This is a genomic window from Brevibacillus sp. BD137 (assembly GCF_041644655.1).
GTDB classification, from domain to species: Bacteria; Bacillota; Bacilli; order Brevibacillales; family Brevibacillaceae; genus Brevibacillus; species Brevibacillus brevis_D.
The window spans coordinates 49,938-64,468 of record NZ_JAOTNO010000006.1; the positions used below are offsets into that span (position 1 = coordinate 49,938).

At 48.2% G+C, this 14,531-nt stretch carries 12 protein-coding genes; 3 read left to right on the top strand and 9 right to left on the bottom strand.

Annotated features, from left to right (window positions below; genetic code table 11):
• The first annotated feature begins 196 nt into the window (after positions 1 to 196).
• A complete protein-coding gene (locus ODZ53_RS15090; RefSeq protein WP_372678374.1) occupies positions 197 to 2,041 on the top strand; it encodes an N-acetylmuramoyl-L-alanine amidase family protein in 1,845 nt (614 codons plus the stop codon).
• 238 nt (positions 2,042 to 2,279) lie between these two features.
• Positions 2,280 to 2,774 (top strand): DinB family protein, encoded by a 495-nt coding sequence (locus ODZ53_RS15095; RefSeq protein WP_372678376.1) that lies wholly within the window; start codon positions 2,280 to 2,282, stop codon positions 2,772 to 2,774.
• 76 nt (positions 2,775 to 2,850) lie between these two features.
• On the opposite strand, the gene ODZ53_RS15100 is transcribed toward ODZ53_RS15095, so the two are convergent.
• The 8 genes from ODZ53_RS15100 to ODZ53_RS15135 form a co-directional block, all read right to left on the bottom strand.
• Complete coding sequence (locus ODZ53_RS15100) at positions 2,851 to 3,402, bottom strand: short-chain dehydrogenase (protein ID WP_372678036.1); 552 nt, start codon at positions 3,400 to 3,402, stop codon at positions 2,851 to 2,853.
• A gap of 22 nt (positions 3,403 to 3,424) precedes the next feature.
• A complete protein-coding gene (gene dtd, locus ODZ53_RS15105) occupies positions 3,425 to 3,862 on the bottom strand; it encodes a D-aminoacyl-tRNA deacylase (RefSeq protein WP_064200779.1) in 438 nt (145 codons plus the stop codon).
• A 51-nt stretch (positions 3,863 to 3,913) separates the two neighbouring features.
• Positions 3,914 to 6,085, bottom strand: a complete 2,172-nt coding sequence (locus ODZ53_RS15110) for a RelA/SpoT family protein (RefSeq protein ID WP_012685597.1) — start codon at positions 6,083 to 6,085, stop codon at positions 3,914 to 3,916.
• Between the two features lie 383 nt (positions 6,086 to 6,468).
• Positions 6,469 to 6,981 (bottom strand): adenine phosphoribosyltransferase, encoded by a 513-nt coding sequence (locus ODZ53_RS15115; RefSeq protein WP_016739232.1) that lies wholly within the window; start codon positions 6,979 to 6,981, stop codon positions 6,469 to 6,471.
• Between the two features lie 12 nt (positions 6,982 to 6,993).
• Positions 6,994 to 9,342, bottom strand: a complete 2,349-nt coding sequence (gene recJ / locus ODZ53_RS15120; protein ID WP_372678038.1) for a single-stranded-DNA-specific exonuclease RecJ — start codon at positions 9,340 to 9,342, stop codon at positions 6,994 to 6,996.
• A 164-nt stretch (positions 9,343 to 9,506) separates the two neighbouring features.
• Positions 9,507 to 10,430, bottom strand: a complete 924-nt coding sequence (gene secF, locus ODZ53_RS15125; RefSeq protein ID WP_372678040.1) for a protein translocase subunit SecF — start codon at positions 10,428 to 10,430, stop codon at positions 9,507 to 9,509.
• Positions 10,420 to 11,658: a protein translocase subunit SecD gene (gene secD / locus ODZ53_RS15130; protein ID WP_372678042.1), complete on the bottom strand. Its 1,239-nt coding sequence runs from the start codon at positions 11,656 to 11,658 to the stop codon at positions 10,420 to 10,422. The genes secF and secD overlap by 11 nt, the downstream gene beginning before the upstream one ends.
• A 185-nt stretch (positions 11,659 to 11,843) precedes the next feature.
• On the bottom strand, positions 11,844 to 12,080 hold the full coding sequence (locus ODZ53_RS15135) for a post-transcriptional regulator (protein ID WP_012685592.1): 237 nt from the start codon (positions 12,078 to 12,080) through the stop codon (positions 11,844 to 11,846).
• A gap of 88 nt (positions 12,081 to 12,168) precedes the next feature.
• On the opposite strand from ODZ53_RS15135, the gene spoVB reads away from it, so the two are divergent.
• A complete protein-coding gene (gene spoVB, locus ODZ53_RS15140; protein ID WP_372678044.1) occupies positions 12,169 to 13,755 on the top strand; it encodes a stage V sporulation protein B in 1,587 nt (528 codons plus the stop codon).
• Positions 13,756 to 13,764: 9 nt separating this feature from the next.
• Here spoVB and ODZ53_RS15145 read toward each other — a convergent pair whose 3' ends face one another.
• A complete protein-coding gene (locus tag ODZ53_RS15145; protein WP_199929004.1) occupies positions 13,765 to 14,472 on the bottom strand; it encodes a DUF421 domain-containing protein in 708 nt (235 codons plus the stop codon).
• Positions 14,473 to 14,531: the final 59 nt, after the last annotated feature.

Sequence of the window (14,531 nt, forward strand, 5' to 3'; positions counted from 1 at the left end):
TCCTGAAAAGCTGCGTGCGCTAGCATCTAGTAAAATCTAGTATTGCCTTGCCAGCTGAAAAGCAATCAGGGAACCCATGCAGAACCTTGTCGTATTTTGCAGGAAAAAGCAGGAGAAATAGCGAAGTGATTATTTTGGCAAAAACATGCAAGATCAAGATCGCATTGAATTCAAAAAGCTACGTATTTCGGAAAGGATGTCTATCGTGTTTGTTCGTCAAAAGATCCTGAGGAGTCTCCTGACTGTCGTCTGTGCCATTTCCCTCCCCGTTTCTGCAGCCTGGGCCGCCGGTTCTGTTCAGGTCACCGTGGACAAGCTCAATGTCCGTTCAGGTCCCAGCCTCCAAGACGCTATCGTCACTTCACTGCCGAACAAAACTGTGCTACCCGTCATCTCCACCAAAAATGACTGGATTCAAGTAAAGCTTCCGAACGGTCAAAGCGGTTGGGTAGCGAACTGGCTCGTCAGCACACAGCAACAACAACAGAAACCAGCAGCTGTATCTACCAAGCAAGTGGAGAGCACCACAACGAATCTCAATGTTCGTTCTGGACCAGGTCAAACATATGCAGTCGTACAAACCATCAATCCAGGAACACGCTACCCCATCGTGCAAACGAGTGGCGAATGGATCCAAATTCAACTCAACGCAGGAACAAAAGGCTGGGTCGCAAACTGGCTTGTAAAAGAAGTAGGTACGGGACAAGCAGTTTCTCCTCCCTCTACAGGTAGTACGCCTCCAACGACCAATCCAGCGGGCACTGGCTCACAACCGAAGCCTCCTGCACTACAAGGAACCAGCCTAACTTTGGATTTCGCTCCGTACGTATACGCCACGCCAGATGCCAGTACACCTGCAATCGGTCAACTACATGCGGGCGAGAAAATCACGGTCTTGAACAGACAAAATAGTTGGATTCAATTTCCTTACGATGGAGTCAATGCTTGGCTCTCCACCGATCAAACCAACCCGAACACAGGTCAGCCGACCCTGCCTGAAGATGGAAATGGGAACACGCAACCTCAGACTGGACAACCGTCCTCTTCAAGTCAAACCGCCACAGTAAAAACCGACGGATTGAATCTGCGCAGTGAACCGAACACAAGCAGTGCCATTCAAACTACATTTCCCGTCGGAAGCAAGCTGACTGTTTTGGAAAAACAAGGAGACTGGTACCGCATCAAAGCGGCGGACGGAAAAACTGGCTGGGTGGCAGGCCAGCACATTACGGTGGACCGACCAAGCATGCCTACTCCGAATGGCCCCTACGTGACGGTCATGAATCCAGATACCAATGTTCGTTCTGGTCCGAGTACCGATCACGCTGTTATCAAACAGGTACAGCCTGGTGAGAAATACGGGATTGCCAATAAATCAGGCGAGTGGTTCCAAGTAAACTTCCCTGACGGCTCCACTGGCTACATTGCAGGCTGGCTCGTTTCAGCTAACGGTGCGCCAGCAGTGGTACGCAGTAACGATCTTGCCGGTAAAGTCATCGTTGTTGATGCTGGACATGGTGGCACAGATGGTGGTTCGACTGGCTCCAGCTTCTCTACTTTAGAGAAAACGGTCAATCTGCAAGTATCTCTGCTCCTGCGCAACAAGTTGGAAGCAGCAGGTGCCAAAGTCATCATGACACGGGCTGATGATCGCAAACTGACCCTGCAACAGCGCGTCGACATCGCGATTCAAAATCAGGCTGATATTTTTGTCAGCGTCCATCATAATACGCATCCAAACTCTGCAACGAATGGCTCGATTATTTTCTACTACAGCCAAGGTAACTCTAGCAAGCTCGCCTCCCTCGTTCAAACAGAACTGGTGAAAGCGACGAGCTACAAGGACATGAATTATCGGTACGGAGACTATTTCGTTCTACGCGAAAACCCGGTGCCATCCATTTTGGCCGAGATCTCTTTCTTATCCAACTACAACGATGAGATTCGCGCACGTTCCGAGAAACAGCAGGATCTTGCCGCAGAAGGTCTGTTCAAAGGGATTGTCCAGTACTTTAATACACAAAGCAATCAGGGAGGCTGATCCCTCTCTTGCAAAAACCCCCATCGAAAGAAGCTGGCTCTAGCTCTCTCGTTTGGGGGTTTCTTTTATGGCGCATCTGATCGCATCAAGGCAAGCCAGGCAGGAATTCCCAAAGGATTTGCGAATATCATAAGCATCGAAAGGAGTGATGACGGATGAAAAACAATCACACTATCAGTAATCGCACGGTATGCACGCAGGTGATCACAAGTTAACCTTTGAAAATGGAGTGATTTCTATTAAAACCATGTTTGAGTACAATTGGATAGTTCGTGAAGAATGGCTGAAATGGTGTGAGGACGTTCCGATAGAAGAATTGCTTCGTCCGCGCATCGGAGGTGTCGGGGGTATTTTGCATACCCTGTTCCATGTCATTGATGTGGAGTGGAGCTGGATTCAAGTCATGCTGGGAAGGCCTGATTTTCAAGAAAGCTTCAACCTCTACAACCGGTTGGAAAAGGTTTGTGAGCTGGAGACGACTTTTCGCCCGGATGTGCTTCAATTTTTGCGCAATTGGGATGAAAGCATGGAAACAAGAGCCTTTCAAGATACGAAGCCAGACGGCAGCATCGCTACGTACACATGGGGTGAAATTATGCGGCACATGATCGCTCATGAAATCCACCATGTCGGACAGCTATCGATATGGGCACGAGAAATCGGGAAAAAGCCGATTTCTGCAAATCTAATCGGCAAAAATCTGATCCTCCCAACAGCCAATTACATTCACTGACTCGATTTCGTACTGAAACGAAAAAAAACGATTGCCGAACGCAATCGTTTTTTTGTTTTAGACTTGACGATCTGTATTAATTCACGGGGCGTTTTTCCCACGGCTCAACCATACCGACGATTATTTGTTTTTCAGTTGTTTGCAGAGCGTCAATCACCCCAGCCGCAATTTCATCATTCGTCAGCCAGCGTGAATGCTCACCTGCACACGTAAAACCGAGGATAACCCGTCGATATATACAAACTTCTGATGTAGGCTTTTTCGGTGAATTTTTCCAAGCACCGCTCCCACACACATGCAGCAATTGCCAGCTCTTCTCTGGACGCGACAGTTCTTCTACGATCACAGAGAGTGCATGCGGTGCAGTCGAATGAATCCACGCGACAACCACATCCATTGGCCCTCTCCTCTCTACGAGCTCGGCCATAGACTGACACAAGCTGTCTGTCTGCTGATAGTCTTGAGACAGCAAATGAATCGACTCTGGGTGAATGGAACCGTCTCTGACACGCCTTAATTTGACCGGATCACGACCAAGCACGGTTACTTGATATCCTTCGCGAGCCAGCCATCGGGAAACCTCTGTAAGCATGCCACTCGCACCGATCACCAATGCTTCTTGCGCCATGTTTTCATCCCCTTGGTTGTGTTTACGATTCCACAATCAATGTGACAGGGCCATCATTTAACAGACGCACGTCCATCATTGCACCAAAGCGTCCTGTTTCCACCTGGAGCCCCTTTTCCCGCAGCTTGGTGTTAAACAGCTCGTACAGCGGTTCAGCCTGCTCTGGTCGTGCGGCAGCCATAAAGTTGGGTCTTCTGCCCTTTCTACAATCGCCATACAGTGTAAATTGTGATACGGACAAAATTTGACCACCCTTGTCTAAAACAGAGAAGTTCATTTTGCCTTCCTCGTCTTCAAAAATACGCAAGTTCGCAATTTTGTCTGCGACAAATTCTACTTCTTTTTCTGTGTCTTCATGTGTAATTCCTACCAGCAGCATTAAGCCGTGATCAATTTGTCCGACAATCTCTCCTGCTACGGTCACACTCGCTTCTCTTGTTCTTTGTACGACAACTCTCACACTGATTCATCCTTTCCCTTCGCTAAACAAGAACACCCAATCCACGAGGGATCAGGTGCTCAGTATCCGGCGAACCGAATAAATATCTTTGATGCGCTTAATGCGCTCTACTACTTTCAACAGATGATCCACATTGCTAATCGAGATGGTCATATGAATCGTTGCCACTCGATTTTTATCGGACTTGCCACTGACAGCCGCAATATTCGTCTTTGTTTCAGCCACAACCTGCAATACATCGTTTAACAGTCCGCTCCGATCATTGCCCGTGATCTCGATCTCTACATGGAAATTATGCTTGAAATCGGTATCCCATTCGACATCAATCAGACGTTCAGTACATTCGTCAGTCAGTACGTTCGGACAGTCCAGTCGATGCACCGATACCCCACGACCTCTCGTGATGAAACCGATAATCTGGTCGCCTGGGACAGGTGTACAGCAACGAGAAATACGGACGAGCAGATTATCCAAGCCACGGACTTTCACGCCAGACTCACTCTTGACAGAGCGATTTGCTGGATTCGGTTTGACCTCAGGAATGGTCGGATTTTGTTCTTCGCGCTCCCGACGGAGTTTGTCTAGGAGACGAGTCGCAATTTGCGATGCCGTAATGCCGCCATAGCCGACTGCGGCAAACATGTCTTCTGCCCCTTGGAAATTAAACCGGGCTGCCGCTTCCTTCAGGTTCACTTCCGTCATCGCTTCTTTTATGTCAAAGCTGCGCGACTTGATCTCCGCTTCCACCATTTGCTGACCTTTGGCGACGTTCTCTTCCCGCTTCTCTTTTTTAAACCACTGCTTAATTTTATTGCGAGCATGCGCGGATTTGGCCATCTTTAGCCAGTCCTGACTAGGACCGTAGGAATGCTTGGACGTCAGGATTTCGACGATATCGCCTGTTTTCATCGCATAATCTAGCGGTACAATCTTACCGTTCACCTTGGCGCCAATCGTTCTGTTTCCTACCGCAGAGTGAATCCGATAGGAGAAGTCTAGCGGTACAGAGCCTTTTGGCAACTCGACTACATCGCCTTTTGGCGTGAAGACGAAAACCGTATCGGAGAAAAGATCCTGCTTGAGACTCTCCATGAACTCTTGCGCGTTCGGAGCTTCTTCCGACCCACCTTCGATAATCTCCCGCAGACTACCCAGCTTCTCTGCAAAAGAGCCTTGCACGATGCTTTTGCCTTCTTTGTACGCCCAGTGAGCCGCGATCCCGATCTCTGCTGTCTGGTGCATATCCCACGTGCGGATTTGCACTTCCAATGGCTCACCTTTTGGCCCAATCACTGTGGTATGAAGCGATTGGTACATGTTCGTCTTTGGCATGGCAATGTAATCTTTGAATCGGCCTGGCATCGGCTTCCACAGGGTATGCACGATACCGAGAACCGCATAACAGTCGCGGATGTCATTCACGATGATTCGCAACGCAAGCAGATCATAAATCTCGTTGAACTGCTTGTTTTGTCTCGTCATCTTTTTAAAGATGCTGTAGATATGCTTCGGACGTCCCGAAATTTCTGCCTCGATGTTTAACTCGCCCAGCTTTTCTCTGATCGTATCCGATGCTTCATTCAGGTAGGCTTCACGCTCCACCCGTTTCTTTTGCATCAAATTTACAATCCGATAGTACTGTTGCGGATTCAAATACCGAAGCGCCGTATCTTCCAGTTCCCATTTGACGGAAGCGATCCCCAAGCGATGAGCGAGTGGCGCAAAGATTTCCAGCGTTTCATCGGAAATCTCGCGTTGCTTCTCCTCCGACATGTGCCGAAGTGTCCTCATGTTGTGCAGACGGTCTGCCAGCTTGATCATGATGACGCGGATGTCCTGCGCCATGGCAACCAGCATCTTGCGGTGGTTTTCGGCGAGCTGCTCTTCTTTGGACTTATATTTAATTTTTTCCAGCTTGGTCACTCCATCTACCAGGAGAGCTACATCCGGTCCGAACTGCTCACGGAGATGATCAAGCGTAATCTCGGTATCTTCCACAACATCATGCAAAAATCCAGCCGCAATCGTAACGGCATCCATGTGCAGGTTTGCAAGAATACCCGCCACGGCGATTGGGTGCATAATGTAAGGAACGCCTGATTTGCGTATTTGCCCTTCATGCGCTTTTTCGGCTAGCTGATAGGCTCGTGTAATCAGGTCCATATCCGTTTGTGATAAATATGTGCTTGCTTTTTTTACTATCTCATCAATGCCGGTAATCATAGTTCCCTTCCCTTATCCTCTCAGTAAAATAACCTCGATCGAGGCCTTCTCACGGAGGAGCGACCGCATTATAGCGGAAAGTTTCACCGAAGTATTGCCGGAAGCAGACGCTGAGGCACTTCGTGATGCGCTCCGGAAAGTTTAAGCCTGGACGCATTTCGCACTGTGAAGCACTTGAACTTTCCTATACGTCTAGAAAACTTGGGCGTTGCCAAGTCTTTTGGCGCAGGCGAAGGCTTACTTGCACGTATCATGTCTGTCTATTTCATACTATTATCTTGTATGTCGTTCGTCTTGTAAAGCTGAATTCCCCTGTAAAGTATGTACAGCCACAGAAAAAAGAAAAAAACGGGCATTTCACCCGTTTTTCCTTGTTGCATCAATTAATATTGAACGAGCGATTTGATAGGAATTTCACCTATTTTGCTACGTCCATCCAAGTAGGACAGTTCGATGAAGAAGGCAGCTCCTACTACTTTGCCACCGAGTTGCTCAATCAAATTGATTGTTGTCTCAATGGTTCCACCTGTCGCCAGCAAATCGTCTGCAATCAGAACACGCTGACCTGGTTGGATAGCATCCACGTGTACAGCCAGCGCATCTTTTCCATACTCCAGGTCGTAATTCGCCTTGATGGATTCATATGGCAGCTTGCCAGACTTGCGGATCGGTATAAAGCCAATTCCCATTTCGTACGACAATGGCGCACCTACTACGAATCCACGAGCTTCTGGACCCGCAATTACGTCTGCTTGTACTTCACGAGCGAAGACAGCCAAGTCTTGGATCGCAGCTTTGTAAGCGGGGCCATCCTTCAAGAGGGTAGTGATGTCCTTGAAACGAATACCTGGCTGTGGAAAATCTGGGATAACACGAATGTATTGTTTAAAATCCATGAAAAATTCCTCCTAAACGGTGGTTGGTTCCACCAATTGATGAAGCGCTTGAATCATTGCATCGGAAGAAGAGAGTAATAAATCCGTCGCGAGCTGTGCCTCTTCCTTCCAATTCGTATAGAGCACAGAGCTCTCGAGTGGCCTTTTGGCAGTGTTGGCTTGCAGCGTGTACTGCTCGGCCTCCTCCGCTAAAAACTCCAGCTCCATAAAGATGGCGATCATGCCATCCAATAAATTTCTTTTCCATTGAAGCTTTCTGGCCAATGCATCCATATGGATTTTTTTAACAGTTGGCACTTGGACGAAAAACTGGTACAACTGTTTAAAATGATCCCGGCCCGGACAGGAAAGCCGCTCCATTCCTAAATCCGGATCACCAAACAAACAGTATATGCGCTCCGCTTGTTTGAGCAAAACACGAACCACTTCCAATTCGGAACGGCGCGTCGGCAAATCATACAAAATCACGTTGGAAGAGGCTGTGATATTCGTCCCCTCTCGACCAACCACGATCAAGGAATTCACCTGATCGCTTGTCGCCTTCGTTGCCAATGGTTCATAGCTTTCCTCGCGAAACAGAATCGTCACCGAATTGGACTCCGTCATCACTTGCTGCCATTTCTCTATCTTGTCACGACTGCCTCGCCAGTCAAACACTTGCTGGTGTCCAACAGACAAATCACGGATCGTCAGCTGAGGCTTTCTATTTCCGTTCCATTCGTTTACAGACAATTCTCCCAATACGTGAAAACGTGCCTTGGGCGTTACTCTCTTTGTTACATGTGCCCAGTTGAAGCCAATTGCATCCAAAGAGGTTCCCGCTTTGTTCAATGTACACTTCAAATGATTGTCATCTCGTCCAATGGTGCGCATCCCTTGTGTTTCTACTTCTTCTAACAAAACGAGCGGTGTGGGATTCCCCATGCCATATGGGGCGAGCTGTTCGAGTTGCTCCGCTGCGGTCAAGCTGATCTCTTCCATACTCATCGCAACGTCCACTTTGGTCATCGGTGTGAAGTCTTCGGTGGACAGCCACTCTCCAGCGAGCTCGTTCAATTTTTGGCGTAATAAGTCGAGATTTTCTACAGGCAAGGTCATCCCTGCTGCCATTGTATGACCGCCATAGTGCGGTAGCCATTCCTTGCAAGCAGTCAAACCTTCATACATATCAAAACCTGCAATGCTCCTCGCCGAGCCTTTTGCCGTTCCTTTTTCCGGATCGATGCCAAGCACAATCGTTGGACGGTAAAAAAGCTCGACCAATCGGGAAGCTACAATCCCTACCACGCCCACGTTCCAGCCTTCTTTAGCCAGAACGAGAACATTGTTCTGGTCTGGCGGATACAGCTCATTCACCATCTGGACAGCTTCCTCAGTCATCGCTGCGACGATTTCCTGACGTTCGCGGTTTAAGTCGTCCAGCGCCTGTGCACATTTCTCTGCTTCGTCCATATCTGAAGTCGTCAGCAGTTTCACAGCGGATTCAGCCGTCTCCAGCCTTCCACTCGCATTCAAACGCGGTCCAAGCGCAAAGCCCACATGTCCAGCAGACAGCTCAGTATCGGCCAACCCACAAACTCGGATTAAGGCTTGCAGACCAAGGTTCCTTGTATGATTTAAGCGCTTTAATCCTGCTCGAGCAAGAATGCGATTTTCATCTACCAACGGCACCAGATCCGCTATCGTCCCCAACGCAGCCAAATCAGCCAAATGCAGAGGCGGCTCCTTCAGTAAGGCATGCCCTACTTTAAAGGCGACCCCCACTCCCGCCAACATATCAAACGGGTACGAACAACCAGGCTTCTTGGGGTTAATCACAGCAAATGCCTCCGGGATGACTGCCGGAGGTTCGTGATGGTCGGTTACAATGACGTCAAGACCCAACTGGTTCGCGTACGCTACCTGTTCGACTGCACTGATCCCTGTATCAACAGTGATGATCAGTTTATAGCCACTTTGATGCAGATGCGCCAAGGCGTCTTTATGTAACCCATACCCTTCTGTAAAGCGGTTGGGAATGTAGTAGTCAAAAACAGCGCCGAGTTGGCGCAGTAGATGTACCATTAGCGATGTGGAGCTAACCCCATCGGCGTCGTAATCGCCGTATATGCAAATCGGTTCTTGCCTTTGAATGGCTTGTTGAATGCGATGCACGCTTTGTTCCATTCCATCCAGCAAGAAAGGGTCATGAAACAATTCTGGACCGGCTTGTAAAAAATCACGAGCCTTTTGTGATGTATCAATGCCACGTATCACCAGTAGCTTGGATACGAGCGGAGTAAGCTGGCAATCTGCGGCGATACTAGCAGCAAGCTGCTCATCATAGGTGGCCAGTTTCCAGCGTGTTTTCGCTTTCAGCATGGGCTTTCCTCCAATCCTCATTCATTATAGTGGATGGAGCAGGAAGCTGACAACTGCATAAAACATACCGTTTTATGCAAAACTCTCATACGGCTTCAAACTGCGGCAAATATAGAAACAGAGAATAGAAAAACCGCAGGGTTCACCTGCGGTTTCGTCCATCTTTACATTACTTCTTTTTTCTTTTTCATATTCCGTTCTTTCAAATTCACCCATACTTGGGCTGCAATAAAGATAGAGGAATACGTACCACTCACCAGACCGAACAGCAAGGCCAAGGAGAAGTTCTGAATGCTCTCGCTTCCCAAAACAGCCAGTGCAAGAGCTGTGAAGAATACAGTCGCAACCGTGTATACAGAACGGCGCATCGTTTGCCACAGCGAAACGTTCACCAGATGTTCCAGTTCAGGAATTGTCTTGGATTTCATCGTTCTCAAGTTTTCACGAATCCGGTCAAAAATAACGATTTTATCGTTAATCGAGTAACCCAAGATCGTCAGAAGCGCGGCGATAAAGGTAATGTCTACCTCCAACCCGAGGATAGAGAACAACGCAATCGGAATAAACACGTCATGCGCAAGCCCCACGACACATGCAATACCGAACAGCCATTGGAAACGGATCGCGATGTAGATGGCAATTCCCACAGCAGCAATCGCAACCGCAATCGCCGCTTTTTGCACCATCTCTTGCGCAATACTCGGATCAACCGACGAAACCTGCTTAGAGACCTGCTCACCGTATTTTGCTTTGAGAGCCATTTCCACTTTCATCAGTGTGTCGGATGAAATGGTTTGGTCAAACCGTGTATAGGCCTGTTCATGATTGTCCCCGTACGGAGTGACCGGGCTGAAATTCACAGTAGGAACCTCTTTCTTGATCACTGCTTCTATATCTGTCGGATTGAATGTTTTTCCAATGAAAAGATCCAAGCGAGTTCCTGCCTTGAAGTCAACACCAAGGTGAAGACCTTGAAATAGCGTAAACAGAAGGCCGATGATAATAATCACAGAGGAAGCGATGAAAAACTTCCTGCGATTTTTCACGATGTCAAATCTGATTACAGTATGGTCTTTATCATAGCTCACGGATCTCACTCTCCTTTACCCCGAACCAGAACGGCTTTTTAAACATGTTGGAACGGACAACCAGCCAGAGGAGGAAGCGGGACCCAAACACGTTGGTAATGATACTTACGATAATCGTCATCGCTAATACAACAGCGAAGCCTTGTACGGAGCTCGTCCCAAAGAAAAACAGAACACCCGTTGCAATCAGTGTCGTTACATGAGCATCGATAATCGTAATCAAGGAACGACGTTCACCTGCACGGAAGGCAGAGAGGACTGTCTTGCCAGAACGGATTTCTTCCTGAATGCGCTCATAGGTAATGATGTTGGCATCCACGGCAATCCCTACCGCCAAAATAAATCCAGCAATACCTGGCAGCGTCAGCGTTGCATGCATCCAATCGAGTACGACCATACAAAAATAGGTAAATCCAGCCAATGTAATGTTTGCAATCATTCCTGGCATACGGTAAACAACTATCATGAAAATAAAGATCAGCGCAGCCCCGATATACCCTGCATACATGGTTTTCTCCAGAGCCAGAGTTCCCAAGGAAGCACCCACGGAGGTTACTTGCTTCTCAACCAGTTTGGCTGGCATCGCACCGGAATTCAGCAGATCAGCCAATTCTTGTGCCGATTCCTGTGTGTAATTTCCAGTAATTTGCGCGCTACCACCAGAAATGACCGATTGAATGGTCGGATTAGTTTGCATCGTCTCATCCAAAAAGATCGCCATTGGCTTGTGCAGGTTTGCACGTGTGGCGTCTTCTAGCTTTTTCGGGTCAGAGAATTTCAGGGTAACGAGCGGGCGTTTCAGGTCGTCATAACCAACTGCTGCCCCGTTTGGAGCCAAGTCACTTCCTTGCAAGATAATCTTGCCATTTTCATCACGGAATGTCAGATGAGCAGGCTTCCCGATCAACTCGCGAAGCTTGTCCTGATCCGCTGATTGTGATGCGATTTGAACGCGAATCCGATTTGGCAATTCGGTAGTGGTGACAGGCTCAGCTACGCCACCGATGTTAATCCGTCTTTCAATCATGTGAGCTGTTGATTTCAAAAGCTCGATATCAACTTTGTGCCCAGCCTCGAGAGGCTCTACCTCATACAGAATCTCAAACCCGCCCTGCAGGTCCAGACCGAGTGTGATGTTTCCTGCCACCTGCTTGGTCGTAGTTGCTACAAGCGTAGCCAAAAGCCCTACAACGACCAGAAACAGGAGGAATCTTCCCCATTTAACCATAGTAGTAATACCCCTCTTTCCTAACAGGGTCCCGTCCTAGACGAGAAACCAATATGCCCATTATAACGAAGTACAAAAAAACGTGTCAATTATTGCTGGGAATGTAAACCATGGTAACCAACCCCTTGCGTTTTTCGCGACATGTACGTATACGAAGAGGGCAGCCGGAAGTTTCTATAAAATCACTAAGAATTTTTGTACATTTGAATCATGAGGTAATTCATGTACTTGTTAGTCTTCAAGGATAAAATGTCGTTGACAAGCTGGTGTATCGGAGGCATTTCTTTATAGCCGTTCGTGACGCATTCCCAAACGTCTTCAGGCGCCACGTTGTCGTACCCCAAAAGAGCAAATTCCTCTGCCTTGCTTACGCAGAGACTTACAACTTGCCCATACCATTCCTGTTTTTGCGCTTGGTCCATCCCAATTTTCCCCCTCAAAGTAGTCATGCCGACAGCGGCACGTCCATATTCTTTACTGAGTGAATTTATCCTTGCAAAGGAGCCTTCCATGAAACAATCCTTCTTTTACGGAACGGTCATCCTCATTATTGCTGGTGGCATCACCAAAGTGTTTGGCTTTGCTCACAGGATCGTGTTGTCGCGCATTATCGGAGCGGAAGGAATGGGGCTTTATCAGATGGTTGTGCCCCTTTTATACTTTCTGATTACGGTGACGACATTCGGACTTCCGGTTGCCATTGCAAAGCAAGTGGCAGAGACGGAAGCAGCTAATAATCCGCGGCTGACTCGCCGATTTTTGTTACTAGCCTTATCGGTTGCCGGCGGGATTAGCCTCTTCATTTGCGTCCTGCTTCTCTTGTTCTCACAATGGATTTCTGGAATGCTATTCGCAGACCCTCGTGCACACATTGTTCTGCTTGCTGCCATTCCGGTCATCCCGATTTCCGGCATTTCCCTTGTCCTGCGAGGATACTTCCAAGGCAAGCAAAACATGATCCCTACTGCCGTCTCTCAACTTGTGGAGCAAATCGTCCGAATGGCACTGGTCGTTGTCATGACGATGTCGTTTCTTTCTGAAGGCATTGAGTACGCCACAGCAGGGGCTGTCGCCAGTATTATTTTTGGAGAAGCCGCCGGACTCTTGTACATTCTCTGGCAGTATCGCAAAGGCAGCAAAAAAGCAGCAGCTCAACTTCTAGATAAGCCTCTTCTCATGACGGTTTCAGCAAGCAAAAAGAGCTTGTCGCAACTCATCCATGTCGCACTCCCTGTCACGCTAAGCCGCGTCATCGGCTCCATTGCTTACGTACTTGAGCCGATGCTCGTACCGTACGCGCTCGTTATTGCAGGCTTTACCACCTCGACTGCTACTAGCTTGTACGGACAGTTTGCCGGAATGGCCGTTCCTTTGGTGCTTTTTCCCACTTTTTTAACGTATTCCTTGTCCGTTTCCCTCGTTCCTGCCGTAGCGGAAGCGGCCTATCAAAAAAATGCTCCACTCGTGCATCGCCGCATTTATCAAGCCATGCGGATAACACTCGTCATTGGAGCACCTTGTACCGTCTTACTCACTATTTTTGCAGAACCCTTATGTGTCCTGCTCTACGGCAATGAGTATCGGGAGGTTGGCGTGCTGCTAAAAGAGCTGGCACCGTTCTCCGTCTTCCTGTTTTTCCAAGCCCCTCTTGCTGCCGCTTTGCAAGGTCTCGATTACGCTCAGGTCGTCTTTCGAAATACACTGATCAGCGCCATCATCAAAACTGTCGCCATGTTTTTTTTCACGGCACATCCATCATTCGGTATTCACGGCGCTGTCATTGCTCTTAATATCGGCATTACGCTTGGGACGTTATTGCATTTTGCCAGCCTGATCAAAAAAATCGGTTTTACGGTCGACCTTCGGGAATTCGGCAAAATCGCGGTTGCCATGCTGCTCATGGGTTATTCCGGTTCCTACATTGCCAAGCACTGGTTTACGGACATTTCGATTGGACAGCTATTGACCGCAAGCACCTTCATTAGCATGTTGCTGTACATTGTCCTACTCGTCGCCATGCGCGTCTTGGGCAAGCAAGACGTCCGGCGCATTCCGTGGATCGGCGAACAACTCGCCGCATTCTTCCCTCGCCGTTAGCACTTGTTGCTACGGCTTGTCTTTTTTGTCCAAATACATGATGCCACGCTCGTCAATGCTGCAAAAGGAAACTTCTCGAATGTCTTTGATTCCGTATTTCCGGATTTCTCGTTTCAGCCATAGCTCGTTTTGTCCGATCTTGCTCAATGCCTCCGTTCGCACCTTGCCATCGAGAATCAGTGGGATGGGCAGGCCTTTGTATGAGACAGGACCGACCTGTTGCTTCTTCATCAACGAGAGATCTTCCCTCGTAACCTTGTCTTTTTGCTCCTTTAAAAACACACTCATCTGTCCAGTTGGCTCCAACAACGCAAATTCAACATCCGCAATGTTTTTTACGTCTTTTTGCCGCAGATGGACCATCAAATCATCCATGTTCAAGCGATTGCGACGCATCGCCTGCTCCCTGATTTGCCCATTTTCTATAATCAAATCGGCAGAGCCGTCCACAGTATCGCGGAATTTCTTGCTTTTTAATGACACATAAGCGAAGGCGACTTCCAATAAGGCAATCAACAGCATCGGCAAATAAAACCGAAGTGCAGGCTTGTCGACATCCTCAATCGCCAGTGCAGCCATTTCTGCAAGCATAATCGAGATGACCACATCAAAAACGGACAGCTTTCCCAATTCCCGCTTTCCCATTAACCGCACTAAGATCAGGAGGAAAAAATACGAGAAAAGGGTGCGAAGTAACACCATAGTAAGATTATCCACTTACGCTGCCCCCCAAAGAACATTTGATACTAGTGTTCAACAGGGGGCAGGGAAAGTAT

Bases quoted from the DNA above. Each gene is read 5' to 3' on its own strand.
- spoVB (WP_372678044.1), top strand. From the start codon at position 12,169: ATGAAACAATCCTTCTTTTACGGAACGGTCATCCTCATTATTGCTGGT.
- ODZ53_RS15135 (WP_012685592.1), bottom strand. From the start codon at position 12,080: ATGGACCAAGCGCAAAAACAGGAATGGTATGGGCAAGTTGTAAGTCTC.
- ODZ53_RS15110 (WP_012685597.1), bottom strand. From the start codon at position 6,085: ATGATTACCGGCATTGATGAGATAGTAAAAAAAGCAAGCACATATTTA.
- recJ (WP_372678038.1), bottom strand. From the start codon at position 9,342: ATGCTGAAAGCGAAAACACGCTGGAAACTGGCCACCTATGATGAGCAG.
- secD (WP_372678042.1), bottom strand. From the start codon at position 11,658: ATGGTTAAATGGGGAAGATTCCTCCTGTTTCTGGTCGTTGTAGGGCTT.
- ODZ53_RS15115 (WP_016739232.1), bottom strand. From the start codon at position 6,981: ATGGATTTTAAACAATACATTCGTGTTATCCCAGATTTTCCACAGCCA.
- ODZ53_RS15100 (WP_372678036.1), bottom strand. From the start codon at position 3,402: ATGGCGCAAGAAGCATTGGTGATCGGTGCGAGTGGCATGCTTACAGAG.
- ODZ53_RS15090 (WP_372678374.1), top strand. From the start codon at position 197: ATGTCTATCGTGTTTGTTCGTCAAAAGATCCTGAGGAGTCTCCTGACT.